This window comes from Sphingobacterium sp. Ag1 (assembly GCF_000988325.1).
GTDB lineage: Bacteria > Bacteroidota > Bacteroidia > Sphingobacteriales > Sphingobacteriaceae > Sphingobacterium.
Genome location: NZ_LBGU01000025.1, coordinates 51106 through 76319, shown reverse-complemented (window position 1 = coordinate 76319; position 25214 = coordinate 51106). Strand labels below are relative to the sequence as shown.

General features: G+C 42.5%; 19 protein-coding genes. 5 read left to right on the top strand and 14 right to left on the bottom strand.

Going from position 1 to position 25214, the window contains the following annotated elements; translation table 11 throughout:
* Positions 1-223: 223 nt before the first annotated feature.
* The 5 genes from AAW12_RS04545 to AAW12_RS04525 form a co-directional block, all read right to left on the bottom strand.
* Positions 224-3331 carry an efflux RND transporter permease subunit gene (locus AAW12_RS04545; protein ID WP_046672415.1) on the bottom strand — a complete coding sequence of 1036 codons (3108 nt, stop codon included), beginning with the start codon at positions 3329-3331 and terminating at the stop codon, positions 224-226.
* A 21-nt stretch (positions 3332-3352) separates the two neighbouring features.
* Positions 3353-4444 carry an efflux RND transporter periplasmic adaptor subunit gene (locus tag AAW12_RS04540; protein WP_046672414.1) on the bottom strand — a complete coding sequence of 364 codons (1092 nt, stop codon included), beginning with the start codon at positions 4442-4444 and terminating at the stop codon, positions 3353-3355.
* Positions 4434-5768 carry a TolC family protein gene (locus AAW12_RS04535; protein ID WP_197083972.1) on the bottom strand — a complete coding sequence of 445 codons (1335 nt, stop codon included), beginning with the start codon at positions 5766-5768 and terminating at the stop codon, positions 4434-4436. Before AAW12_RS04535 ends, AAW12_RS04540 begins: the two co-directional genes overlap by 11 nt.
* A 175-nt stretch (positions 5769-5943) precedes the next feature.
* Entirely contained in the window at positions 5944-7323 is a 1380-nt protein-coding gene (locus AAW12_RS04530; protein ID WP_046672413.1) for a sensor histidine kinase, read from the bottom strand.
* Positions 7320-8066 carry a response regulator transcription factor gene (locus AAW12_RS04525; protein ID WP_197083971.1) on the bottom strand — a complete coding sequence of 249 codons (747 nt, stop codon included), beginning with the start codon at positions 8064-8066 and terminating at the stop codon, positions 7320-7322. The genes AAW12_RS04530 and AAW12_RS04525 overlap by 4 nt, the downstream gene beginning before the upstream one ends.
* Before the next feature lie 100 nt (positions 8067-8166).
* On the opposite strand from AAW12_RS04525, the gene AAW12_RS04520 reads away from it, so the two are divergent.
* Positions 8167-10680: a phosphocholine-specific phospholipase C gene (locus tag AAW12_RS04520; RefSeq protein WP_046672412.1), complete on the top strand. Its 2514-nt coding sequence runs from the start codon at positions 8167-8169 to the stop codon at positions 10678-10680.
* Between the two features lie 97 nt (positions 10681-10777).
* Here the strand turns inward: AAW12_RS04520 and bioD are convergent, their stop codons facing one another.
* Genes bioD through bioB form a run of 6 tightly spaced genes read right to left on the bottom strand, consistent with a single transcriptional unit; the run spans position 10778 to position 16477 of the window.
* Positions 10778-11410, bottom strand: a complete 633-nt coding sequence (gene bioD, locus AAW12_RS04515; RefSeq protein ID WP_046672411.1) for a dethiobiotin synthase — start codon at positions 11408-11410, stop codon at positions 10778-10780.
* Complete coding sequence (bioC, locus tag AAW12_RS04510) at positions 11403-12215, bottom strand: malonyl-ACP O-methyltransferase BioC (RefSeq protein ID WP_197083970.1); 813 nt, start codon at positions 12213-12215, stop codon at positions 11403-11405. Before bioC ends, bioD begins: the two co-directional genes overlap by 8 nt.
* Positions 12216-12220: 5 nt before the next feature.
* On the bottom strand, positions 12221-12919 hold the full coding sequence (locus AAW12_RS04505) for a DUF452 family protein (protein WP_053003523.1): 699 nt from the start codon (positions 12917-12919) through the stop codon (positions 12221-12223).
* Positions 12916-14076 (bottom strand): 8-amino-7-oxononanoate synthase, encoded by a 1161-nt coding sequence (locus AAW12_RS04500; RefSeq protein WP_046672410.1) that lies wholly within the window; start codon positions 14074-14076, stop codon positions 12916-12918. Before AAW12_RS04500 ends, AAW12_RS04505 begins: the two co-directional genes overlap by 4 nt.
* Positions 14073-15389 (bottom strand): adenosylmethionine--8-amino-7-oxononanoate transaminase, encoded by a 1317-nt coding sequence (bioA, locus tag AAW12_RS04495; protein ID WP_084823072.1) that lies wholly within the window; start codon positions 15387-15389, stop codon positions 14073-14075. Before bioA ends, AAW12_RS04500 begins: the two co-directional genes overlap by 4 nt.
* 8 nt (positions 15390-15397) lie before the next feature.
* Complete coding sequence (bioB, locus tag AAW12_RS04490) at positions 15398-16477, bottom strand: biotin synthase BioB (RefSeq protein ID WP_046672447.1); 1080 nt, start codon at positions 16475-16477, stop codon at positions 15398-15400.
* A gap of 142 nt (positions 16478-16619) precedes the next feature.
* Between bioB and AAW12_RS04485 the strand changes: the two genes are divergently transcribed.
* Positions 16620-18104 (top strand): PLP-dependent aminotransferase family protein, encoded by a 1485-nt coding sequence (locus tag AAW12_RS04485; RefSeq protein WP_046672409.1) that lies wholly within the window; start codon positions 16620-16622, stop codon positions 18102-18104.
* A gap of 520 nt (positions 18105-18624) precedes the next feature.
* On the opposite strand, the gene AAW12_RS04480 is transcribed toward AAW12_RS04485, so the two are convergent.
* The 3 genes from AAW12_RS04480 to AAW12_RS04470 form a co-directional block, all read right to left on the bottom strand.
* Positions 18625-20295, bottom strand: coding sequence for a DUF3857 domain-containing protein (locus AAW12_RS04480; protein ID WP_053003522.1), 1671 nt, complete (start codon positions 20293-20295; stop codon positions 18625-18627).
* A gap of 480 nt (positions 20296-20775) precedes the next feature.
* A complete protein-coding gene (locus AAW12_RS04475; protein WP_046672407.1) occupies positions 20776-22047 on the bottom strand; it encodes an energy transducer TonB in 1272 nt (423 codons plus the stop codon).
* Positions 22034-22612, bottom strand: a complete 579-nt coding sequence (locus tag AAW12_RS04470) for an RNA polymerase sigma factor (protein WP_046672406.1) — start codon at positions 22610-22612, stop codon at positions 22034-22036. Before AAW12_RS04470 ends, AAW12_RS04475 begins: the two co-directional genes overlap by 14 nt.
* An 80-nt stretch (positions 22613-22692) precedes the next feature.
* On the opposite strand from AAW12_RS04470, the gene AAW12_RS04465 reads away from it, so the two are divergent.
* The 3 genes from AAW12_RS04465 to AAW12_RS04460 are packed head-to-tail and all read left to right on the top strand — an operon-like array spanning position 22693 to position 25199.
* On the top strand, positions 22693-24555 hold the full coding sequence (locus tag AAW12_RS04465; RefSeq protein ID WP_046672446.1) for a vWA domain-containing protein: 1863 nt from the start codon (positions 22693-22695) through the stop codon (positions 24553-24555).
* Between the two features lie 16 nt (positions 24556-24571).
* Positions 24572-24733, top strand: a complete 162-nt coding sequence (locus AAW12_RS26175; protein ID WP_156167535.1) for a hypothetical protein — start codon at positions 24572-24574, stop codon at positions 24731-24733.
* A 55-nt stretch (positions 24734-24788) separates the two neighbouring features.
* A complete protein-coding gene (locus AAW12_RS04460) occupies positions 24789-25199 on the top strand; it encodes a hypothetical protein (RefSeq protein WP_156167533.1) in 411 nt (136 codons plus the stop codon).
* Positions 25200-25214 lie beyond the last annotated feature (15 nt).

Sequence of the window (25214 nt, the reverse complement as noted above, 5' to 3'; positions counted from 1 at the left end):
GTGTTTGTTTGTGTGATCCAAAAAACAGCAGCTGCTTAATGGAAGGTAATTTGTTGTAAACTTAAGGGCTTTTTATTGCTTTTGAAACTTTAAACCTGGAATAGATACAAATGTTACATCAAAAATATTATCGAAAAATGATACTGCCTGTCGCTTCACAGCGTGAGGCAGTACCGATGACCTTTACTGGTCTAAGTATATAGTATATAAAATATGGACAATATTATTCAGCTGTTGTTTGTTGTACTTTCTCTTTTCTGTTGAAGATATCGTAGATGATTGGGAATACCAACAATGTCAATATCGTCGCTGAGATTAATCCGCCAATGATGACGATCGCCAAAGGTTTCTGTGATTCCGAACCTATACCGGTCGATAATGCAGCCGGCAATAGCCCGATGGAAGCCATCAAAGCCGTCATAACGACAGGACGTGTCCGCGATTTTACACCTTTGTAGATTGACTGGTCATTGGGTAGGCCTTCCTTCTTATTCTGATGGAATTCTGAGATCAGGATAACGCCGTTCTGGATACATATCCCGAATAATGCGATCATACCTACCCCTGCCGAGATTCCAAAATTCATACCCGTCACGTGCAAGGCGATAATTCCACCGATCAGTGCAAAAGGAACGTTGGCCAACACGAGCAGCGAATCCTTGATATTTCCGAATAGAATAAACAATAGAAAGAAGATGACGATCAAACTGATCGGTACAACCTGTGCTAGGCGGTGTGTCGCACGCTGCTGATTTTCAAATTGTCCAGTCCAGCCAATAGAATATCCTTCTGGAAGCTTAATTTTACTTACTTTTTGTTGTGCTTCCGCTATGGTGCTTCCTAAGTCACGGTCGCGGATGGAAAATTTGATACCGATATAACGTTTGATGTTGTCGCGATAGATAAAAGCAGCACCATTATCTTTTTCAATGGTCGCGATACTTTTCAACGGAATTAATGTGCCATCGCCACATGGAACCATCAGCTGTGCAATATCTTTTTCTGTTTTCCGATATTCGGGCGCATAACGCAGGCGAATGTTGAATTTGCGCTCACCATCGTACAAAATGGAAGCGGTTTTTCCGCCAAAGGCCATTTCCAGTACCGCTTGTGCATCTGCCGGCAGAACATTGAACGCCGCCATACGGGTCCGATCCAATACCACACTAACTTCAGGTTGGCCGATATTTAAGATGATACCGGGTTCTTTAATACCTTGAATACCTTTGACCTGTGCATAAACTTCTTTCGCCAGGCGGTCTAAGGTCGCGAGGTTATCGCCAAAGATCTTAATGCCGTTTTCGGCCTTGAAACCAGCAACTGCTTCGGCAACATTATCCGAGATAGGCTGCGAATAGTTATAGGTGATCCCCTGGAATTGTTTGAGTTTATGGTCCATCTCTTCAATCAGCTGATCCATCGTGATTTTACGCGTCCATTCCTCTTTAGGTTTTAGGGCCACAGCAAACTGAACAAAGCCAAACCCATTGGGGTCGGTACCGTCGTTGCTTCGTCCAGTTTGGGAAAGTACGCCGGTGACCTCAGGAAAAGTTTCTAAAGTACCCTTTAACAGTTTGGTTGTTTTAACCGATTCACGTAATGAAGTACTCATGGGCATCTCGGCAGTAACCCAAAGGGAACCTTCATTTAATGTCGGTAAAAACTCTGTCCCTAAAAATTTTGCAGAAAACAAGATTGCAGCTAGTAAAGTAATTGCAACGATCATACTCAGACGCTTGTTTCGGAATGTAAATCCAAAACCTTTGGCGACAATTCTATTCCAGAATTCAACAAATGGATTGTGGCGTTCTTTCACATTTTTATTGAGCAGAATATGCGATAAAGCCGGAACGAGTGTCAAGGTAAACAGTAATGCACCCAGCAAAGCAAAACCCAGGGTAAAGGCTAGTGGCGAAAACATCTTTCCTTCTACTTTTTGGAAGGAGAATATGGGCATCAAGGAGGTGATGATAATCAGCTTGGAGAAAAAGATTGCTTTTCCCAAACCTGTTCCTGTCTGTTTGATCCAGCCGGCTTTGGCCATTTTGTTGAATTTCTCCATACCCAGCTTATGAGCCTGGTGATCCAACATGACAAATATCCCTTCCACCATGACCACGGCACCGTCGATGATAATACCAAAGTCTACTGCACCCAAAGACAACAGGTTGGCGCTCATGCCAGCTAGTTTAAGACATAGAAAGGCAAAAAGTAAGGCGAGGGGTATAATGATAGAAACGATGACCGTCGTGCGCCAGTCTGCCATAAAGAGCAATACCATCAAGGTGACGAGGACAATACCTTCAATCAAGTTGTGCATAACGGTATGGGTCGTGAAATCCATGAGATTGTCACGGTCATAGAAGGTTTGCATTTTGACATCTTTGGGAAGGATTTTGTTGTTGAGCTCGTCTATTTTCGCTTTTACAGCAGTTAAAACCTCTCTTGGATTTTCGCCTTTCCGCATCACGATGGTTCCTGCTACCACATCATCATTCTTACCAAAACCGGCTTGGCCCACCCGAGGCATTGCGCTTTCTCTTACCTCGGCCACATTTTTAACAAAGACCGGATTTCCCTTTTGGTTGATTACCGTGATGTTTTCGATATCATTGATCGAGTTGACCAAACCAATACCGCGTACGACGTAGGACTGGCCACTTTTTTCGATGACATCTCCACCGACGTTTAGGTTACTTTTGCTGACAGCATCAAATACCTGTAACGGGGTCAGATTAAATTTGTCAAGTTTAATGGGGTCAGTACTTATTTCGTAAACCAAATCCTGTCCACCAAAAACGTTGATATCGGCTACACCGGGGACACCACGTAAAGCGCGGTCAATGACCCAGGTCTGTAAAGTAAGGAGGTCGCGTGAATTGCGTTGGTCGCTATGTAATGTATAACGGAAGATTTCGCCTGTAGGGCCATAAGGAGGCTGTACTTCAGGATCAACATTGTCTGGCAGGCTCACAGACCGCATGAGGTTGTTGACCTGATTGCGGGCAAAAGTGTCGTCGACACCATCATCAAAGATGATTTTAACAATAGAAAGGCCAAACATGGTCGTGCTCCGTATGCTGGTTCTCTTTTGGACTGGACTCATGCCCAGTTCGATTGGTGTTGTTACGAAACGTTCGACTTCCTCCGCACTCCTTCCGTTCCACTGGGTAATGATGGTTATTTGTGTATTGGTCACATCGGGAAATGCCTCAATGGGCATGCTTTTAAAGCTAATGAAACCAGCAATAGCCAAAATACCGACCCAAATAAAGGTAAACGCTTTATTTTTAATGGAAAAGGCAATGATATTTTTAATGAATTTGTTCATTCGTGTAAATGCTAAGACCGATTAATTATTCAATGCTCTATAGATCAAAAGTTTATTGTTAACAACAACTTTTTCACCTTCCTGTAGCCCCGTAGCCATGTAAGTTGTTCCTTCGTTTTGTTTGATCGGCAGTATTTCGCGAATCTTAATGTCATTTTGGGATTTATAGATCAATACGAAATATTTGTTTTGATCGAAAATGACCGCATCGGAAGGAACTGCGAGCGCTTCCGTATTGGAGCGATGCAACACTTTAATGGTCGCTTTACTATCCGGAATAAGTAAACCATCCTTATTGTCTAGCACCACGCGTGCCTGCATAGAATTCGTCTGGGGGTCGATGATCTTAAAGATTTTATCAATACTGCCCTGGAATTTTTTGTCTGGGTAGCTCAGGGTAGACACAATAGCCGGCATGCCCATACTAATCTTGTCGATATCCGTTTCGTTGACGTTAAGAATTGCCCATACATCTTTTGTATTGGCCACATCAAAGATGTTGTCGCTGCGGTCACTACGCAACTGCATGTCCTTATTGATGTTCTTTTGGACGATGTAGCCATCGATTGGAGATACGACCGAATAAATATTACCTGTACGCACATTGTAGATCTGACTGACGGCTTCTGAACGACGTAGTTGCTCTTTGGCTTTGGTTAATTGCCCCTTTGCTTCCAGCATGTCTTTGTCTGTACTCAGTTTACCATTATACATGTCTTCGGCCACACGGTAGTTTTTCTCGGCGAGTAACACATCGGTTCTGGCATCCGAAAGATCCTTTTGTATACCGGCAACTTCCGTACTTCTGATTGTTGCCAATACCTGACCTTTATGGACATAATCACCCAGAGAAACATTAACGGAGACCACATTCCCCCCAACGAGCGGGAAAATATCGATATAATTGTTTTGATCGGCCGATATCTTTCCAAAGAAGTTGAGTTCTTCGGTCACATTTTCTTTTTTTACCGAAGCAAAACTTGTCGATTTAAGCATCGTCTCACTAATTTCGAAACCTTTGACAATGGCTGCATTATCTGTTTCTTTATGATTTTGGCAAGAGTAAAGTAGTACTATTGCCACAGTGGCTATAAGAAGTTTGTTAGTTGACATGAGTTGAATTGAATATAGAAGTTTGAGCCAGGTAGTTTAATTGTTCGGCGTTGAGAATAATTTCCTTTTTCATATCGTATAGCTTAAGAATAGATATGCGATAGCTGTCCATAAAATCCGTGAACTCAACTAAAGAAATATTCCCTTTTTTAAAATTATTGAATATGCCATCATAGACCACAGCGATGTTATGCAGGTCGTCTGATGTAATGGTGAAATATTGGTTATACTGATTTTCCCAGGACTGATAGTTTGAACGGATCTGTGATTCCAGCAGCTGCCGTTGGACTTCAATATTTTTCTTTGCCTCTTCTTCGGCGTATTTCGCTTTGATCACATTTCCTTTATTTTGTTTCCACAACGGGATCGGAATGGCGGCTGTGACATTGAGCTCATTGCGGAATACCCCTCCATTTTGGCTGTACGAAAGGCCAAGGTTAATATCCGGTGTGTTTAAAGACTGTTGCCATCTGGTAAATAACTGTGCGCTTTCCGAGGTCTTCAAGGCAAATTGATAATCGGCATTGTTTTCCAAGGCCAATTGGTAGATGTTTTCCAAAGGCATTGTTGGCTTTACGGCAAGTTCCTGATCTGCTTCTTGATCTGTTAACTTTGGTAATACATCTTCCTGACTGGAAATAAGCACACGTAATTGCTGCTGTAGATTGATGCTAGTATTGATCGCTGTCGTTTTTTCGTTGTTGAGATCAATGGCCATTGTTTGAAGGCGAACCTGATCTTTTAAAGAAACGTTTCCTTTTTTTCCTTGCTCTTTATAAGCGGCGAGCAGATTATTGAGGTAATCCAACTGAATTTTAATATCGGCCAACTTATGTTGCTCAAAGTAAAGGGAGTAGAAGGTCGTACGCAACTGGGCGCGAAGACTTGCCAGTAATTGACTGAATTGCAACTTAGCAAGTTCAACATTTGATTTAGCAAATTCAACTTCATTCTTCTTTTTTCCACCGAGATAAATCAATTGGGATACGCTTGCTTCCTTGGATTGACCAATATGAAATGTTTTTTTGTTTTGTGGATCGTAGGCGTTGGCAGACAGTTGCAACTGTGGCAGATCCCATATTTTGGCTTGTATGACGTCTGCCTTGGCTTGACTGATGTCATATTGTTGTGCGAGCAAGGAGAGGTTACTTTTGATAAAGGCTTCTTCGCATTCCTGCAGTGTCATCTGTTGTCCCAAGATCTCACTTTGCTTAGTCCCAAATGTACTTTCATGAATGCTCGTATAAACTGCCTGTGGTGGTTTTTGTTGAGCAAAAGCCATGCTATTGCAAAGCAATAAAAATATAAGGGGTGTCTTTGTCATGTGTTTCAAAACTTATGTAACAAAATAACTGGTCGAAGATTAAAGACCCCTTAATAAATGCTTAAAAAAAGCTTAAAAAAGCATGTTTTTCAGATCGGCGGATAGCTATGAATCGGTATAATAATATATGCGTTTATTGCCCATCGACTTGATATTGTCTGTCGCAATTAAGCAACTATACTTCCCGGTTCGGAAACAATTTAAATAGTAATACAAAAGTATGCGTAGATTGTTTTAAATCGGCCTGATATGCTATTGTTGCTTGATGCGATTGCATGATACGCTGAACGATACGTAACCCTAGGCCTGATCCTGTTGTTTCACTTGCGTTTTCACCGCGGCTGAATGCATCGAAAATCCGCTTTTGGTCGATTGTACTCAAGGCCGGGCCAGTATTGCTGACAAGTACTTTAAGTTCCCACGTTGATTCTACAATCATTACTTTTACCTCCCTGGTATCGGAATAAAGCGCGGCATTTTTAAATAAATTCACAAAAGCGATTTCAATCAATTGAGCAGAACAGAAAATACTCAGTTTGGGATCTTCGGTTCCACCAATTGAAAAGTCCAGTTGTAGGTCGGGGAACACCTTGGCTACCTTTTCATAAGCCGTAAAGATAATTTCATCAATTCTTTCCTCCGCATAAGTCATTTTCAAACGCTCAGAGTCGAATTTTGAAAGTAACATCAACGAATCGGTTACCTCCGAAAGATGTAAGGTTTCTTTGGATATATTACGCAATACCTGCCTTACTTCTTCGCTCAACTGATTCTGATGATAAAGGTTCTCCAGCTGGAAGGACATTCGGGCAAGCGGTGTTCGCAACTCATGAGAGGCGCTGGAATTAAATTCTTTCTGCGATTCGAAAGCAGCCGAAAGCCGTAGCAGCATGGTGTTAAATGCTCGGGTTAGTACAGCAATCTCATCTGTTTTACCGGTATACTCGACAGGTTTGGTCAGTTTGCTGGCATTGATCTGGGTGATATTATCTTTTAATTTATCGAGTGGGATCAATAAACGTTGGATAAGATTATAACTGAATATCCAGACCAGCACAGCGCTCAGTACAAATAATATGGTCAGGACGAGCGCCAGATGGTCCATTTTTTCATTCCCGGAGTAATCCTGTGCTTTTACGATAATATAATAAGGTAAACCGTTGATGCGATAATATTTGGCCAGCGTTTCGTATTGGTCCTGATCGTAGAAAATCTGTTTTTCCTGATTTAGCCGATTGACAATCGAGGCATTCCAGGTAATGGTCTGATCCTTTACGGTGCTGAAGACCAGTTGTTTGTTTTTGTCAAGGATGATCACATCTTCATAGAAGAGGCCATCTTCGTCATCGTGGAAATAGTTTTTGTAAGACTGACGGTTGAAATAAGGATTACTGGCGATGTAATGGGAGATATTGTCCAATTTATCAATCAGTCGCTGGCGAAATTGATCTTTCCGAAAATCGAAACTAGCATAGTAGATAATCAACATCGCCATACCGAAAAGGACGGAGAATGCAATGCTAAAGCTAATCGCTATCTTCTTTTTTAAATTCATTTTTCTGCCGATAGGTAATAACCAAATCCAGGTCTTGTATGGATTAGTTTATTTTCAAAGTTTTTATCAATTTTCTTTCGTAAAAAGTTGATGTAAACTTCAATTGTATTCTGTGTTGTTTGAAATTGGTTTTGCCATACTTCCTCCGAAATATGTTGCTTGGATAAGGTGCGGCCCTTTGCCTGCGCTAAGATAAGCAGCAGTTGAAATTCTTTTTGAGTAAGATTAATTTCTTCATTTGCACGTAGTACACGGGCCTCATCAGGATAAATGATCAGATCATCGATTACCCATGTTTTTGTTTCATTGCTTTCGCTATGTTGTTGTCGACGCAGTAGGGAATAGATCCGCATCAGCAATTCATCCAAGACGAAGGGTTTAACCAAATAGTCATCCGCGGCTCGGAGAAATGCCTCCTTTTTGTCGTCTATATCGTCGTATGCCGAAAGAATAATAATTGGCGTGAGGGCATCATGGCTTCTTATCTTTTTACAGATCTCCAATCCATTGATTTTGGGCACGTTGATGTCCAGTAAATAGAAACCATATTTCTTTTGGTGTGTTTTGGCCAAAAACTCAATACCGTCAAAGGCTTGATCACAGGTAAAACCCTGGCTTAACAGAAAAGAGCGAATCTCCTTAGAGAGTACCTTGTCGTCTTCGAGCAGCAAAATATCCACCATATGTTTGTCTATTGTCTTTTCGTAAAAATAAACAAATTTTTGTGATCCTATCAAGCACATGTTTTCCTGTGTTTTAATTTAGTAACATAAGATTTACACGAAGAAATATGAAACAAAAAGAAATCTAAGTAGATTCAAATCGAAATTATAAATAAGTATTATGGAAAGCAGAAGAGAATTCCTCCGAAAAACCCTACTATTTTCGGGAGCAGCAGGTATAGCCAGCTTTATGCCCACATCGATCCAGAAAGCCTTTGCGATAGACCCTGCCCCAGGAAGCAGCTTTTTAGATGCCGAGCACATCGTCATCCTGATGCAGGAGAACCGCTCCTTTGACCATACGCTAGGTAGTCTTTCGGGAGTTCGGGGGTTTAATGATCCCCGTTCGATACGTTTACCAAACGGTTTACCCGTCTGGTATCAAACGGATAAAGCGGGAAAAACTTATGCTCCTTTTCGATTAAATCTGAAAGAAAGTAAAGTGACCTGGATGGGTTCGCTTCCACATAGTCGAGCAAGCCAGGTGGATGCCTTTAACCAAGGACGTTACGATCATTGGCTGTTATCGAAGCAATCAGGGAATAAACAATATGCGGCGATGCCACTGACATTGGGATACTTTACACGGGAAGATCTACCTTTTCATTATGCCTTAGCGGATGCTTTCACAGTATGTGATCAGAATTTTTGCTCGGGGATGACAAGCACGACGCCTAACCGTTCCTTTTTCTGGACGGGTAAGATTACAGAGATGAAAGATGGTCTGCAAAAAGTGAATATTCGGAACGATGATTTTGGCTATGGTAAAATGACCTGGGCAACTTTTCCGGAATTGCTTGAAAAGAATGGCATTAACTGGCGTTTCTATCAAAATGAGACCAGCTGTGGCGGAGGGTTTTCTGGGCAGGAAAGGGCGTGGTTATCCAATTTTGGGTGTAATCTACTGGAGTTTTTTCAGGCTTATCAAGTTAAATTTAAGGAGAACTATATCAGGAGCCTGGAAACACAGGTTCGGGATTTGCCCATGCAGATTTCTAAGTTGGAAGAGAAGTCACCTTCTTCCGAGGAACAAGCAGAAAAGATACGGGCTGATATTCGCAAAAAAAGTGATGCACTGGAGCGAGCTGAGACCGAACTAAAGGAATTCAATGCAAACAATTATAACAAGCTAAGTGATTTTACGAAATCATTAAATGAGCGGGCGTTTACAGTAAACAAGGGGGATAACAATTACAGATCGCTTGATACCTTACGTTTTAAGACACAGGGAAAAAAAAGCACGCTGGAAGTCCCTAAAGGAGATATTCTTTATCAATTCCGTAAAGACGTTGATACCGGGAAACTGCCTGCCGTATCCTGGTTGGCCGGTCCGCAGAATTTTTCGGACCACCCGAGTGCGCCCTGGTATGGAGCTTGGTATGTATCTGAAGTCTTAGATATCTTAACGAAAAACCCCGAAGTTTGGAAAAAAACAATTTTTATCATTACCTATGATGAAAACGATGGTTACTACGACCATGTTAAACCTTTTCTGGTGCCAGATTTAAAGAAGAAAGATACAGGTGCATGTTCTCCAGGGATCGATACGGAGGTGGAGATGGTTCGTTTAGAAAATGAGCTAAAACAGGGGATTCCTAAAAAACATGCACGCGAAGGCGCTGTGGGTTTAGGTTTTCGTGTTCCCATGTATATTGCGTCGCCTTGGTCACGAGGTGGTAAGGTCTGCTCTCAGGTATTTGACCATACGTCTACTTTGCAATTTTTGGAATCTTTCTTCAACAAAAAGCTGAACAAGAATATGCGTTTGGAAAACATCAGTGCATGGCGTAGAACAATCTGTGGTGATTTAACAAGCGCCTTTACACCTTTTACGCAGCAAAAGGAACAACTTCCTTTTCTTGATCGGGATCAATATATCGAAACGATATACAATGCGCAGTTCAAAGATGATCCACAAGGCTTTGTTGAGGTCAAAGATCCTGATCTAGCAACTAAAAACGGATGGATTCCGGGATTTGACCGAATACAGGAGCGGGGGATTCGTAAATCCCTGCCATTGCCTTATGCGCATGATGCGGTGGGCTATGTGAAAGATGGACAGTTTCATCTGGCGATGGCTGTAGACGACAAGTTTTTCGGAAAAAGGACTGCGGGGACAGCATTCAATGTGTATAGCCCGTTGGAATATCGTGATGAGCAGGGGCAAAGTGAAACCTACCGTAATTGGAATTTTTCGGTGAAGGCCGGTGATCGTTTGACATATCAGTGGGACCTGGCACGATTTGCAGGAGACCGCTATGCTTTTGAATTACATGGTCCAAATGGTTTTTATCGAAAATTTTCTGGACAAAAAGGAGCTGCTGCGCTGGAGGCTACCGTTTCTCCGGAACTTAAAGCGCTGACACAGGCGACGACAGGGAAATTGCAGTTGAAACTCAGGAACGATAGTAACCAGCGGTTAACCGTGGTTGTCGAGAGCCTTAGTTATGGAAAATACACCGCAACGAAAGAAATCGCTCCCGCCGAAGAAGTGCCATTGATCCTCGATGTTGAAAGGCAAGGGAATTGGTATGATATTGCTGTACGACTCAAGGAAGACAGCAGCTTCCTCATTCAGCTCGCAGGGCGATTGGAAACAGGTGTCGAGTGTACAACTGATCCATTATTAGCATAACCTATACCTGTTTCCGCAGGAATGGCGGCCAATTCTTTTTGACTGGTCTACCTGCTGTTGCGCTATCGGTCTAACAATCGTATCCGGTTGACCTTATTTACAAGCGGACAAATAAGGTCTCCGGATGGTGTTTTTCTATATAACGACGAAGATATAACTCCGTATCAGAACTTATGGTGCGGTCTTTATGAGCGGGGAACGTGTTGTAAACCAGGGTGTGTAGGTTTATCTTGCGCTTGGCGATCGCTTCCAGACTTAGTAAGGTATGATTGATACTCCCTAATTTTCCGGATGTGACAAAAATAAGAGGATATTGCATTTCTTGGATGTAATCAATAATCAGATAACCTTCTTTTAATGGAACCATCAATCCACCTGCGCCCTCAATAAGCACAGCATCGTAGCGATGGCTTAATGTCAAGCTTGCCTGTCTGATCTTGTTAAAGTCAATTTCACGACTATCTAGGCGCGCTGCCAGATGAGGGGAGGCCGGGTAGCTGAAAATCTCCGGCATGGTGATTTTCTGATGATCTTCCTCCGTTAATGGGATTTCCATGAGTTGGCGATGCAGGACGATATCTTCAGAAATAGCTGTATTTCCAGTTTGCACCAGCTTTTGAGTAATGGTACGTATACCATTTGTATTCCATTGTTTCGCAAGGAGGCCGGTAGCATAACTTTTTCCGATTCCGGTATCTATACCGGAAACAAAATAGATGTTTTCATTCATTGTGATGTTGCTTTAGTAGGTTGTCCGACTGTTGGTAATAGGTGTGTTCAGCTGTTGTTTTCTTTGCAATAATATAGATGGGGTGGTAGGTTAGCGATACGCCTTTTTCTGTCCCGTAACGAGCAGTATACTGATCGCAGAAAGCCCGGAGTGTGCCTTTTGTCCACCGGTGATTTTTTATTCCCGTCACTCCTGTTTGCTTCAGGTGGAGCAGAACTTGTAAAGGGCTTTCAAAGTACAATTGTAAATGTTCTTCTTGTGCAACGAGGATCGTATAATTCAATGCTAAAAGTTCGGCAATAAGTTCGGATTTAGATTGATATGTTAGTCCAACATGTGCAGTAGCATTGATCTCGTGCATATTGTCATGGCCAAAAGTACTGAAGGCAAGGATACCCGAGTTCGGAAGCGATACATAACAGTTCTCAAAGAAAGCGCGGGGATTGTTGAACCACTGAATCGTAGAGCAGGAAGCGATTAGATTGATATCTTTTGGAAAAGCATAGGTTTCTGCATCAGCACAGCTGAACGTGTGCGGCGAGGTCAAAATATCCATTACTTCGGGCATCATTGCTGGACAGATATCATTTAAAACCATCTTTTGGGGTTTGAGATGCTCTAGCATCAACCGCGAAAAAAGTCCTGTGCCGCAGCCAATTTCCAATACTTTTTGCGGTCTGAGCGGTATGTACTCCTGCATCAAGCTGATCATTTTTTTTGCTATTTCGTACTGAGCAGTCGCTGCCGACTGATAGTTCGGCGCAGCTTTAGAAAAACGGGCCATAATCCTTTGTTTGTCCATCATGATGATCATTTTAAAAGATGCTTAAATAATTGTTCGGGATAATGCGTAGCGTCAATTATCGTATATGCGGTATCGGACCAGGCACGTTTTTGATTTTCTACGTGGAAGATTCGGTCTTCTTTACCGATATATGCCTGATGCCATTGAAATGCTGTTGCTGATTTGGTACTTGCGATTTTTTCAATGGCGATGAGCTCTGTGCGAAGGTCTTCGATGTCCCGTTGAGGAGCTTTGTCAAGAAAGTTGTTGAAAAGGTCCTTGGAACCACACATGCGGAATCTGAATTTTTCCAGTGTTTTATCGCTCAGCGTATCCAATGTTCCTTTGAATAACTGGGCTGGAATTCCTTTTTCGTCATCTATTGGAAATGGTGTTCCATTGATTGCGGTACACGTACTGATGGGGTAATTGCTGTTTTGGAGTTCGGGCAGTACCATTGCTGCTGCCCATACCCCCATAGACCAGGCGAAAACCTCAATTTCCCGGTATCCCGCGAGCAGACGTTCGTCCAACAGTAAATCCGTATAGCTATAGGCAACAATAAGATCTTTGCCCACAGGAGAGTAGTGCAAAAAAGGCTGTTCATCCATACCCCAGCCTGCAAAAAATAAAAGCAGTTTTTCGTTGGATTTTGGGTGAAGATACTGCCTTGGGAAATTATCGGCTGAAGTGACCCGTTTGGGAGAGATTCTTTTAAGTATCATAAGCTTGCTGCGAGTTGTTTGATCATGGCCGAGGTCATTGTTGCTGTTAATGAAAGCCGGATTCTTGAAGTTCCTCCTGGTACTGTCGGCGGACGTATGGGAAGTACGTAAAATCCCTTTCGCTGCAGATCTTCTGCTTTCAGTATCGTTTCCTTATTATCACCGATAATGACTGGTAGAATATGGCTCTCTGACGGACAATTAAAGCCTTTGGCAATTATTTGCTGTTTAAGTAATAGGCTATTTTTGTGCAGCTGTTGGCGCCGGTCAGTGAAGTCGCTTAAGCGTTCCAGAATAAACGCGGTCCATAAAAGGTTGATCGGTGGTAGCGCGGTTGTAAAAACTAGCGTACGAGCCTTATTGATCAAATAATTCCGGATGGGTTCTTTACAGAGCAGGTAGCCACCAAGCGATGCTAGCGCTTTTCCGAAGGTGCCTGTCAGGAAATCAATGTCGGTAATACAGTGCTGTTCTTCTGCGCAGCCAAGCCCCCGTATTCCGCGTACCCCTACGGCGTGCGCTTCATCGACATAGAGTAAGGTATTGGGGTAACGCTGTTTTAGACTGACCAGATAGTGGAGGTCAGTGCAATCACCATCCATACTAAAAATACTTTCTGTGACGATGATGATGCGTGTGAAGCGATGGGCATATTTTGCCAATAATTGCGTTAAGTGGGTGTAATCGGAATGGCGGTACCTGTAGCAGGCCGCATTGGACAGCCGGATGCCATCAATTAGGCTTGCGTGGATACCCTTATCGGCGAGAATTAGTGTCTGTGTATCACACAATGCAGGAAGTATGCCTACATTCATATGATAGCCACTGTTAAAGACCAATGCACTCTCTGTGCCAAACATACGGCACAGCGTTGTTTCCAATTGCGTATAGCCTGCATGGTTTCCTGTGAGTAGACGCGAAGAGGAGGCACTGAATACTGCATTATCCTTTGTCACCGAATTTAGGAATTCTTGACGAAGTATCTGATCTGTCGCTAGGCCAAGATAATCGTTAGACGAGAGGTTATGATGCTCTTTTTCATGCTTCTGTCCTATGTTGCCCTGCTGCGTGATAAGGGGGAGTTTTCGTATATTCCCTTGTTTTTCAAGGGTAAATAATTCATCTTCAATGCGCTGGATTAAACTGTTTTCACTCATTGGATTGTGCTGATTACGGCTAGTAATGCCTGTGTTAACTTGTGTAGCTCGCCTTCGTTTATGATAAAAGGGGGCATGATATAAATCAGTTTTCCGAATGGCCTTACCCAAATTCCTTCTTCGATAAACCGCTGTTGTATGCGGGATAGATCGACGGAGTTTTTCATCTCGATAACTGCAATTGCGCCTAAAATTCTGAGCTCCTCAACTTGGGGCAGCGCTGTTGCAGCGCTAAGTTCCCGCCTCAATTGTTGCTCGATTAACGTTACTTTCGCTTGCCAGTCCGTTGCCAATAGTAATTTGATAGAAGCGTGGGCTACAGCGCAAGCCAAGGGGTTTGCCATAAAAGTTGGCCCATGCATAAATGTACCCGGTTTACCGTTGGAGATTGTAGTTGCAACGTGATCTGAAGTGATCACGGCTGATAGCGTCATATAACCTCCGGTCAAAGCTTTACCGATACACATGATATCGGGCACTATGCCGGCATGTTCCCAGGCAAAGAGCTTTCCCGTGCGCCCAAATCCGGTAGCGATTTCATCAAAGATTAATAGCAGTTGATTTTCTTTGCAAAGATGTGCTGCCTGACGCAAGTACTCCGGATGATAAAAACGCATACGACCGGCTCCCTGAACGATAGGTTCGAGGATGAGAGCGGCCAGTTCGTCCTTATGCGAGCAGATCAGGTCTGCTAAGGGTTGAATGTCATTGGCATCCCATTCCTGATCAAATCCTATTTTTGGGGCAGGGGCAAAATAGCGTTTGGGTAAAGCACGGTCAAAGATGCGGTGCATGCCAGTAATGGGGTCACAGACCGACATCGCGTTCCAGGTATCACCATGGTATCCCGAACGAATCGTGACAAAGTTTGTTTTATTGGTCTTTTTTTGTGATACCCAGTATTGAGTAGCCATTTTAAGCGCAACTTCCACTGCAACAGAACCCGAATCGGCATAAAATATTTTTTTGAGTGTAGCAGGGGTGATATCAAGCAGTATTTTACCGAGGGCAATTGCTGGTTCGTGTGTAAGTCCGCCAAACATCATGTGTGACATGCTGCTGAGCTGTGCTGTGACCGCAGCGTTCAGGACGGGGTGATTGTAGCCATGGATGGCGCACCACCAAGAGGACATACCATCGATAAGTTGCTGCCCATTTTCCAACTCGATTATACAGCCATCTGCCCGTTTAACCTTGTAGGCAGGTAAGGGATTAGTCATGGTTGTATACGGATGCCACAAATGCGCTCTGTCAAAATCATCGATAAGGTCGTGTTGGTTGATTTCTTTTCCTTCCATTATGGTCTGCTGCATAGGGTTTGTTATTTGTCTTGCTGTTTAGCGATGTTACGCTGGATTGTATGTTCTGGTCTTGACCATCTTGGTCTTTCACCAAGATCATGGTAATGCGCCATCTCCGTTGCGGTGGTTTCGGGTTGATTTTTTTTCTCGAAAGGCTGCTGTGCCACTAACCCCAGTGTTTTAAACATATCCATATCTTCGTTGATAGCGGGATTGGGCGTGGTGAGGAGTTTGTCGCCCGAGAAAATCGAATTGGCTCCTGCGAAAAAGCATAAAGCTTGTCCCTCTGTACTCATGTTGGTACGCCCTGCAGAAAGGCGAACCTGTGTGGTGGGTAATAAAATTCGGGCTGTAGCGACCATGCGTACCATTTCCCATATCGAAACTGCTTCCATGACTTCCATTGGAGTACCGGGTACAGGAACGAGTGCATTGATCGGTACCGATTCGGGTTGTGGAATGAGCGAAGCAAGCGTGACCAACATCGCTGCACGGTCGGCGATACTTTCTCCCATCCCAATAATACCACCGCTACATACCGTTATGTTGGTTTTACGTACATTTTCGATCGTTTGCAGGCGATCATCATAGCTTCTAGTCGAGATAATTTCCTTATAGTAGTCGGCAGAGGAGTCGAGGTTGTGGTTGTAGGCGTATAGTCCGGCTTCTGAAAGACGCTGTGCCTGGTTTTCGGTCAGCATACCTAGTGTGCAGCAGACTTCCATATCAAGTCTATTCAATGTGCGGACCATCTCCAGTACATGATCAAACTCAGGACCATCTTTAACATTACGCCAGGCGGCCCCCATACAGATTCGTGAGCTACCGCCCGCTTTGGCCGCCAGTGCCTGCTCCTTTACCTGCTCTAGGCTCATTAGGCCTTCCGCTTTTACATTCGTATGGTAACGTGCGGCCTGTGGACAATAGGCACAGTCTTCGGGACAGCCACCTGTTTTTATTGAGATCAATGTGGACACTTGTACTTTGTTGGGGTCGTGATATTTCCGATGTATCGATGCCGCTTCATAAAGAAGATCCATTATTGGTTTGTTGTATAAAGCAACAACGTCGTCCTGCGTCCATTGTGGTTTTGTTTCCATATTATTGCTAATTTTTATGCTAAAGTCAGGTCTATTTTGCTTAATGACCATCGGGATTGAGTAATTCAACGCGATTATTTTTTCTTGATGATTGCAAAGATTATAGTTTAAATGATAACTTTGGTAGTCCGAAATAAACATAATGAGTAGTCCGGTTAGTATAGGTTTTCATTCCATTATTAAAATAGATCGCCGTAAAGAAGATGCCATCTATCTGCAGATTGTTTATCAATTTATCAATGCCGTCAAACGTAATCTATTGGAAGATGGCGATCTGTTGCCCGGCAGTCGGAAGATTGCTGATGAACTAAATGTGCACCGAAAAACCATTGTAGCTGCTTTAGCGGAATTGCAGGAACAGGGCTGGGTGAAAATTTTACCTAATCGCGGGACTTTTGTGAAAAATCCCGAGCGTATCGGTACCTCCAGGTCTGCAGTTAAGGCATTTAGACAGCCGCCTGATTTTGCACCTTACTTTTTTAGAAAGGAACTCATCTTAGATATGCCTATTTCAGAGGTTCCCGAAAGGTACTATTTTACGGATGGAACACCGGATTATAATGTCATTGGAACGGAGGAACTGGTGCGTTTTTATGCATCCATGGTGAAACGGAAAAAGAAAAGTGATGATTTTCCGACGACGACTGAAGGGAATTTGTTTTTTAGGGACCAGTTAAGCTATTATCTGAATTTAACAAGAGGGTTTCATCTTTCCCGGAATTTCTTGTTGCCGATTGCCAGCCGCGAGCAGATTTTTTCAATTTTATCCCGATTATTGATCCGACCCGGTGATATTGTGCTGGTGGAAAATTTAAGTTATTTTTTACCTAACATGATCTTTAGTCAAGCTGGGGCTAAGCTAAAAACCATTCCTGTAGATGCAGAGGGGATGATTGTCGCTAAGATTGGAGAGCAATTTAGACCCGGAGAAATCAGGTGTGTTTACCTCAATACCAGATGTCAGTATCCAACGACGGTTAACCTTTCCGAGCGGAGGAAAATTCAGCTGTTAGCGTTGGCCGAGCAGTATAACTTTATCATTATTGAGGATGATGTGGATTTTGAGTCTTCTTTTTTTAAGGAGAAAGGCGAATCACTTTTCCGGAAAAATGGCGGCAACCGCGTGATTTATACAGGTGCTTTCGGTAGTTTCTTTGATCCTGGTTTCCAAATGAACTTTTTGATCGCACCACAGGATCTGTTGGATGAAGGTAAAAAGTATTTGAATATCTTCGGAAAACCGAATTTTATGATCGAGAAAACATTGGGTGAAATTATCCATCAGGGTGATATCTTTCGGTATCAGCGTAAATTTCAGAAAACAGTTGCTGAGCGAAAAGAATTGTTTGCCCAATTGCTGTTACGGCATTTTGGAGATCAGATCCGGTTTGAAATCCCGTCCTCTGGACTTGCCTTTTGGATACAGTTTTATCGGGTCGTTTCGCTGACAGCCTTGCAAGAAAAAGTACGGTTGCTAGGACTCTTGTTGCCGAGTAATTGCCTTTATCAAAATAAAACCGTTACAGCATTGCGGTTGGGGTTTGCCCATCTTGATGAACAAAGTATGGAGGCGGCAATTTCTTTGTTGCGTGCTGCTTATGCCGATTTGGTCAGAAATATCGACTAGCTGCTTTGCAGATATGGGTCAATTTGTTTTTGGCTTCTTGAGGTAATCCACAGCAATCCACAAAGTATGGGTGCTGCCATTGTTTGCTTTTGGTAGGGGCATGGCCAGATCCAATATTATTTTTCTCATGCGTGTTATTTGCTTTAAACCTGTTACTTGCGTTCCCGTAAAAATAGGAGCTGCGTTAGCTCAACGGCGGATCGTCAGGATAACATAAAGATAGAGAAATAATAAGGTCTGGCCAAATTGGTGAACTACGGAACAAAGAAAAAGCCCAGCAAAGAATGTCTGGGCTTTGAGATTATATAAGGGGAATAATACTTGCTGAAAAAGTGAAGACCTAGTCTTCATCGGTGATAATATCATCACCATCTAATTCGAAACCTTCACCAAGGAAGGTATTCTCTAGTTCGAATAAATCTGAATCTTTAATCATTTTACTGTTTTTTGATATTCAAAGTTATTACCCTTATTTAAGCTAATCGTCAATATAAAATGAAGTTTGTGTTAAGTGATATCGTTATATTTTTTTGAGTACAACATCTAATTTTTCTGCCTGGATGATCCGACTGAAAAACTCTTTTAAATCAAAATACTCTTCCGGCATAAACAGGGGTTTGTTTAATTGTGTTGCAGATTCGATGATCAAAACGTCCGGTGTTGTATTATTGATTTTGAAAATGTATCGGGCCGCACGTTCAGGAAGTGCCATACTGATGTTTTTTAACTTTCCTTCCGTTGGATAAGCATAGCCTTTTGGTAGTTTGATTTCAATGTAGCACTCCTCTTGGACTAAAGAACCAAAGTCGATCGGATAATTCCGCTCCGTTAGGTTGAAGGGGTTCTTGGACATTTTGGTGTCAATATAAGGATTGAATAGAAGTTGGTCATTTTGTAGGGTTGCAAAATTCTTAATCTCAATTTCAAACTCCTCCGTTAGTGGTTTGTCAAGAGATTCTCGATTCGATACTTTAAAACTGTTGATTTTGATGCGATTGTTTTCTTCATCTATTTTTTCGTAGAATTCTTCTTCAGAATTACTTCCTTGAAGGCGTTCACGCATTTTCGACGCACCATAACCGTTACGTGAGGTAATCCATTTTCCTTTTAATGCACCATTTTCTGACAGTTCACCGTAGAAAAAATTACTGTATGTAGAGGAAAGGCTTGCCTCGAGTTTCACCCAGTCAGATTCACCTTCCAGGGGAATTGATCTTCCCTGAAAGTTGACACATTTCATCGGAATATTTCCAAACATCTCATAAGGAGAGGTCGCATCCAGCAGGTAGTAGTTTTCACCTATTTTTACCCGTGCAATGACGTGGTTGAACTCTGATATCGCTGGTGCATAGAGCCCTGCATAGCCATTCTCGCGTGTCGATAAAATAACAGGGATGGCATCTAGCTTCGCATATCGTAAAGCATTGACCAGTCCGAGGTTAATATCGGCGCTATTGCCTGTTCTTTTTTCGATGGCTTCTTTGATGTTTTTTGCGTAGATCGAATGGTGGTTGTTCCATTTTATTTGTTTCTGAAAATAAGTATACAACCGTACTGCTTTTTCTAGATCATCTTTTGAATCCTGCAATACAGGTTCAATGAATTCTTTCAATGCCGTTTTTCGTTTTACCTGTCCACCAAAACTTTCGTCCTGTACGAGTTTATCTCGGACGTTTTCCCAGGTGAGCGAGAAGTCTTTTGTCGGTCCCATTGGAACGCTATATCTGCCGAGCTCGAAGAAGATAATTGATCTGAAATTTTTGGAAGAGGTCATGTAATCTTCCGTGTGGAAAGCCGGGATATTTTCCATTGTGTAGGTAGTTTTACTACCTAGGACTTCGCCAACTTCAGAATTTAGGCCTGTGTTGTAATTTTCTACCTTCCTGTCGCTGACAGCAAGTCCACCTTTTAAATTGGCTTTATAATGGCAGATCTCGGGAATACGCGTGACGTATTGGCTATAAAGTTTCGGAAGATCTTCCTGAAATTCCCAAGCATTTAGATTAAAGATAAATGGGGATTCCGTACGGTAGCGGTATTCGATGATTGTACCTTCCTGAACTTGTGGTATAGCCGCTTTCGTTACCGCATAGTTTTCTGAGGAGTTTTCGTTAAAAATATTCGCTTTGGTCATCTCTGTTTCCACGACCTTATCACCGACAAGGTGATAGGACGCCCCCTTGATGTCCATTAGGACTTCCCGGTCGTTGCCATTTTTATACAGTGGAATGCTGAAGTTTGCATAGCTATAGGCTTCTTTATTTAAAATTTTAATGCGAACATGTTTGAAAAATTCAACTACTAAACCTTTATTCTTGTTGTAACTTACTTCGGCTGAACCGTATTCACGTAAGACAAAGGCATTTGCTGCCGTATCTATTTTGTCAACAGTAGTGGCAAAATCTTCCTTTTTTATTTTACCGAACGAAAAATCTTGTGCTTGTAGGGATATACCACTAAGCAGGAGAAGGCCAGTGAAAAAACTTTTAATAAAAAATGACTGTTTGGTTAAGAATTATAACACTAAAGTATGAAATAATTTTAAATCCAAATCCTTATAAATTAAATTGGTTGAAAAGATTAATGGATCAATCTATTTCGATTGCTTATTTGTCCCGATAGCGAGATAAACTTGTGTTGCAGTCTGATGAGGTATGCAAAGATCGCGGACTTACAAAGTGAATTCGAAGCTTAACGTAACATAGCGGTAGTCTTCCCCTTTCCATTTTGGTCCCGAAAGTAGGATCTCTTTGGCTCTGGCGTCGAGGTAATCATTTGCACTTTGGAGAACGCTGATATTTGTTGGGAGTCCGTCTTTATCGATATAGAAGCTTAAACGGACAGTGCCTTCATAACGGCTTTTAGTTGTTTTTTTCTTGATATAGTTATTGAACGATCTCCAGCCCCAGATGGGTTCGGCACTTTTTGACTTGCGTGAAGACATCGTTGTGACGACGACTTCATCAAGTGAGGCACCGGAAGGTTGCAGTTTGATCGTCGTATTTTTGCTGCGGCGCATATTCAATGCAACAGAATTGTAGCCCAGAGCCATGATGTCGACGAGTGAATCCATCGTACTGGGTTGGATGGTTGCTTGGCCCAGTGCGTCGGTATTCGTCGCAAACTTGCTATTGGGTTGGATGATTGTCACTCCCGAAATAGGCAAGCCTGTCTCTTTGTCCCGAATAGTAAGTTGTAGCGGTGTACCTTGTTGTTGTGGCATCGAAATACCCGGAGCTCTGCCTGCAAGCGTATTGTTTAAACTTGAGGTCCCCCGGATCATAATTGTTTGGGAAGCATCTTTTTTCTTGGCCATTGGCGCATAACCGATAACAATTGTACTGTCTGTAGGTCTTAATCCAAATACGGGGCGATCATTATTGAGACTTCCCTTCATTTCTTCCAATGATTTTACACGCAGGGAGGGTTCCCGCGATAAAACGGTTACCTCGTCCAGCGAATGCTGTTCATGCAGTCTTGATCTGTTATTATCGGCTAATTGTGGCGAATGATCTCGAGATTCTATTTTTGATGCGATATCAGCTAAAGGAGTGCTGGAATCTGCTGTTGTAACCCCTGTTTTGGGCTTTTCCTGCGTAATACTTACTTCAGCGGTACGTTTCGCTTCGGGTGAATTGTTGTCCTGTTGACGGTAAAGGAGTAGACCAACCCCCAACACGATTACTGCCGCTGCGGCGATGGTAAGTCTCTTCCAGTCAAAGACCTTTAATTTAGCGGTATTATCTTTTTGAACACGTTGTGCAATTTGGTTGTTGATTGTTGTAAGTACGGTTTTATTCTGATCCATTTCCATACCCATAAGAATATCGGCCAGCATGGGGTCACGCTGTGCCTCACGTTCAAGCGCGTACATCTCCGTAGGAGATAATTCGCCCTTAACGTATTTCTTTAAGTATGCTATGTCGTAATTACTGTTGCTCATTCCAAGCCTCCATGCAATTTTTTAAATTCCGTTTCCCATTCTGTATATAGCTCTTTACTTCGTTCAAGCTATAACCGGTAGATTCGCTAATCTCTTTGTAACATTTTTCCTCCAAAAAGAAGAGTCTGACCGACTGCTGCTGTTTGACTGGCAACTTTTCCAGACAGCCTTCCATGGCTGTTAGCTGTTCTTCTTTTTCATCATATTGTTCATACTGATGCGCGTCTCCTGGAAATTTCACAAATTCATCCAAAGAAATTTGAGATTTGTTCTTTTGAGACCTTAAATACATCAGACAATGGTTCTTGCTTAATACATAAAGCCATCTTGGAAAGTCCTTGATTTCTTGCTTGTTGACTTTATATATTAATTCTTCAAAGATATTCATGACAGCATCTTTGCTCAATTCGGAATCTTGGAGATACCGTAAACAAACATAGTATACCATCTCGGTATGTCGCTGGTATAGATCACCCAATACCTGAAGCTCCATAGACTCCTGGTAGTGCAGCAAGAGCTCATGATCTTGTGCTGTATCTATTTTTGACGACTTGAATGCGAACATTTTATTGGTTAAAAATATTTTTTTTTTCTGGTTTATGGAAATTTAATATTTGTAGCATCCCTTGGCAAAAATGTAAAGATATGAGAGCAATACTTTTTGTAATAGGCTTGTTGTTGTCCTTAAGTGGATATGCCAAGCAAGGATATGAGGTGAGCGGTAAGGTTGTCGATGCGAATACGGGGACTGCGCTTGCGGGCGTACAGGTGAGCAATGTTGCTACAAAAGCGCTCGTGCAGACCGATGAGAAGGGGAACTATCGTATTCAAGTCCTTGACGGTAAAAATACCTTGATTTTTAGTTATATCGGATATCTTGAGCAACGGATAGCGGTCAACCATCGGTCAAGGGTTGATGTGGCTTTGGTGCAGCAAAACACTACACTGGATGAAGTTGTGGTGACCGGATATGAGCGCAGGGCGAAGCGTCAGACAGCACCGATGATGAATGTTAATGCAGCGTTGTCAGGGCAAGTATCGAGTTTGTATATTAGAGGGAAGGGGTATGTGCCAAATCAGAACCAAGAATCTTATCAGAAAATAAAGGAAAACAAGTTTATCAATCCACATAAGGAACCTTTATCAACGTTTGCGGCCGATGTCGATGTTGCTTCCTATAGTAATGTACGTCGTTTTATCAATTCAGGAACACTACCTGAAAAAGATGCGGTACGGGTTGAAGAAATGATCAATTACTTTCAGTATCAAGTGGCCGGACCAAAAAATGGAGAACCTGTAAATATCGTCACCGAATTGACGAAGGCACCTTGGAATACTAAGCATCAGCTCATGCGCGTCACGTTGAAGGCAAAAGATATCCCTACGGCGGATCTTAAGGCTTCCAATCTGGTGTTTCTGATCGATGTGTCGGGATCAATGATGGGACCGGGACGTCTGCCTTTGGTGAAAGCATCGTTGAAGATGTTGGTTGATCAACTACGTGCTGTAGACCATGTCGCCATTGTGACCTATGCTGGATCGGCAGGGGTAAAACTGGAAAGTACGCCCGGTGATGAAAAGATGAAAATAAAATCGGCGATTGAGGAGCTGGAAGCCGGTGGAAGTACGGCTGGTGCTGCAGGAATTAAGAAGGCGTACGAAATTGCGAAACAACAATTTATCAAAGGTGGAAACAACCGTATTATTTTAGCTAGTGACGGCGATTTCAATGTTGGGGAAAGCAGTGACGAATCGATGGAAGAGCTAATTACCAAAGAAAGTAAATCGGGGGTTTTCCTAACAGTACTGGGGTATGGCATGGGGAATCTGAAGGACAGTAAGATGGAAATCCTTGCAGACAAAGGGCATGGGAATTATGCGTATATCGACAACATTTCTGAAGCACGAAAAGCGATGGTGACCGAATTCGGGGGAACGCTGTTTACCGTTGCGAAAGATGTTAAGATCCAGGTTGAATTTAATCCCAGTTATGTGCAGGCATACCGTTTAGTGGGATACGAAAACCGCTTGTTGGAGGCTGAGGATTTCGATAATGATCAAAAGATGGGTGGTGATATGGGTGTGGGGCATGTGGTGACAGCCTTATATGAAATTGTACCCGTCGGCGTGGAGTCGGGGATGGTCGGAACGGTAGATCCCTTAAGATATCAGCAGCAAGCGGATCAGATAGTTGGGCGGAGAAATGCTGAACTGGCAACCGTTAAATTTCGGTATAAGGAGCCCGAAGGGGAGAAAAGCAAGTTGCAACAAAAGGTGATAGGAACTAGCGTTACAGAATTGAACCGTGTGAGTGAAGATTTGCGATTTGCCACTGCGGTAGCGGAACTTGGTCTATTACTCCGTGATTCTGATTTTAAGCAAAACGCTAATTTTGATCAGCTCATCGCGCGTGCAAAAGCTTCCAAAGGCGAAGATGAGGAAGGTTATCGTGCTGAATTTATCCGTATGGCAGAGAATGCACGGGATCTATCCCGTTCGAAAGAATAACTAAAAATAGCTAAAGATGAATTTTTCAGTAGCAGCAATCGAAATGCGGCTACTGGAAATAAGTTTAGTTTGTGGGGCAATAGGCAAAAAAGTAAATAAAATCTATATTTTTAGGTCATCAATAAAAGGAACGTATTTTGCTTCTGCTGATTTGCGCTATGTGATATTTGGTGAGTAAGTGTAATCTGAGCGATGTGTTGTTATAGTATATGGAAATAAAAAATGTTAGATAAATGAAGAATTTTTTCTTGTGCTTTCTTTTGGCTATTGGTAATACAGTGCCGTCGGTAGCCCAAAATGCGCGTTTGAATAAACAACAGACCATGGCTTATATTAATAAGCTATATAAGGTAGCTTACCGTTATAAGGATACGAAAATTGACACGGTAACGGTAGATGGGAAGGTGTTAACAGTCTTTCTTTCCAGTGGCCAGCATTTTCGAAGTGATATTGCCAAATCAGATGTACTTGTCATTGCAAGAGTAAAATCCGGTTATCAAATTCGATTTAAGTCTTCGCCAAGCACGGATGAAATTTTATGGGCGATCCAAACGGAAGAAGATGCTAAACGTCTGAAAAATGCGTTGGAGCATTTGGTTAAAATCGTAAAGACTGAAAAAAAGACAGATCCTTTTGGAAGTTAAATCCTAATGGGGGAT

Excerpts from the sequence above, each read along its gene's own strand:
- AAW12_RS04545 (WP_046672415.1), bottom strand. The coding sequence starts at position 3,331 with ATGAACAAATTCATTAAAAATATCATTGCCTTTTCCATTAAAAATAAA.
- AAW12_RS04540 (WP_046672414.1), bottom strand. The coding sequence starts at position 4,444 with ATGTCAACTAACAAACTTCTTATAGCCACTGTGGCAATAGTACTACTT.
- AAW12_RS04535 (WP_197083972.1), bottom strand. The coding sequence starts at position 5,768 with ATGACAAAGACACCCCTTATATTTTTATTGCTTTGCAATAGCATGGCT.
- AAW12_RS04530 (WP_046672413.1), bottom strand. The coding sequence starts at position 7,323 with ATGAATTTAAAAAAGAAGATAGCGATTAGCTTTAGCATTGCATTCTCC.
- AAW12_RS04525 (WP_197083971.1), bottom strand. The coding sequence starts at position 8,066 with ATGTGCTTGATAGGATCACAAAAATTTGTTTATTTTTACGAAAAGACA.
- AAW12_RS04520 (WP_046672412.1), top strand. The coding sequence starts at position 8,167 with ATGGAAAGCAGAAGAGAATTCCTCCGAAAAACCCTACTATTTTCGGGA.
- bioD (WP_046672411.1), bottom strand. The coding sequence starts at position 11,410 with ATGAATGAAAACATCTATTTTGTTTCCGGTATAGATACCGGAATCGGA.
- bioC (WP_197083970.1), bottom strand. The coding sequence starts at position 12,215 with ATGATGGACAAACAAAGGATTATGGCCCGTTTTTCTAAAGCTGCGCCG.
- AAW12_RS04505 (WP_053003523.1), bottom strand. The coding sequence starts at position 12,919 with ATGATACTTAAAAGAATCTCTCCCAAACGGGTCACTTCAGCCGATAAT.
- AAW12_RS04500 (WP_046672410.1), bottom strand. The coding sequence starts at position 14,076 with ATGAGTGAAAACAGTTTAATCCAGCGCATTGAAGATGAATTATTTACC.
- bioA (WP_084823072.1), bottom strand. The coding sequence starts at position 15,389 with ATGCAGCAGACCATAATGGAAGGAAAAGAAATCAACCAACACGACCTT.
- bioB (WP_046672447.1), bottom strand. The coding sequence starts at position 16,477 with ATGGAAACAAAACCACAATGGACGCAGGACGACGTTGTTGCTTTATAC.
- AAW12_RS04485 (WP_046672409.1), top strand. The coding sequence starts at position 16,620 with ATGAGTAGTCCGGTTAGTATAGGTTTTCATTCCATTATTAAAATAGAT.
- AAW12_RS04480 (WP_053003522.1), bottom strand. The coding sequence starts at position 20,295 with ATGGACATCAAGGGGGCGTCCTATCACCTTGTCGGTGATAAGGTCGTG.
- AAW12_RS04475 (WP_046672407.1), bottom strand. The coding sequence starts at position 22,047 with ATGAGCAACAGTAATTACGACATAGCATACTTAAAGAAATACGTTAAG.
- AAW12_RS04470 (WP_046672406.1), bottom strand. The coding sequence starts at position 22,612 with ATGTTCGCATTCAAGTCGTCAAAAATAGATACAGCACAAGATCATGAG.
- AAW12_RS04465 (WP_046672446.1), top strand. The coding sequence starts at position 22,693 with ATGAGAGCAATACTTTTTGTAATAGGCTTGTTGTTGTCCTTAAGTGGA.
- AAW12_RS26175 (WP_156167535.1), top strand. The coding sequence starts at position 24,572 with ATGAATTTTTCAGTAGCAGCAATCGAAATGCGGCTACTGGAAATAAGT.
- AAW12_RS04460 (WP_156167533.1), top strand. The coding sequence starts at position 24,789 with ATGAAGAATTTTTTCTTGTGCTTTCTTTTGGCTATTGGTAATACAGTG.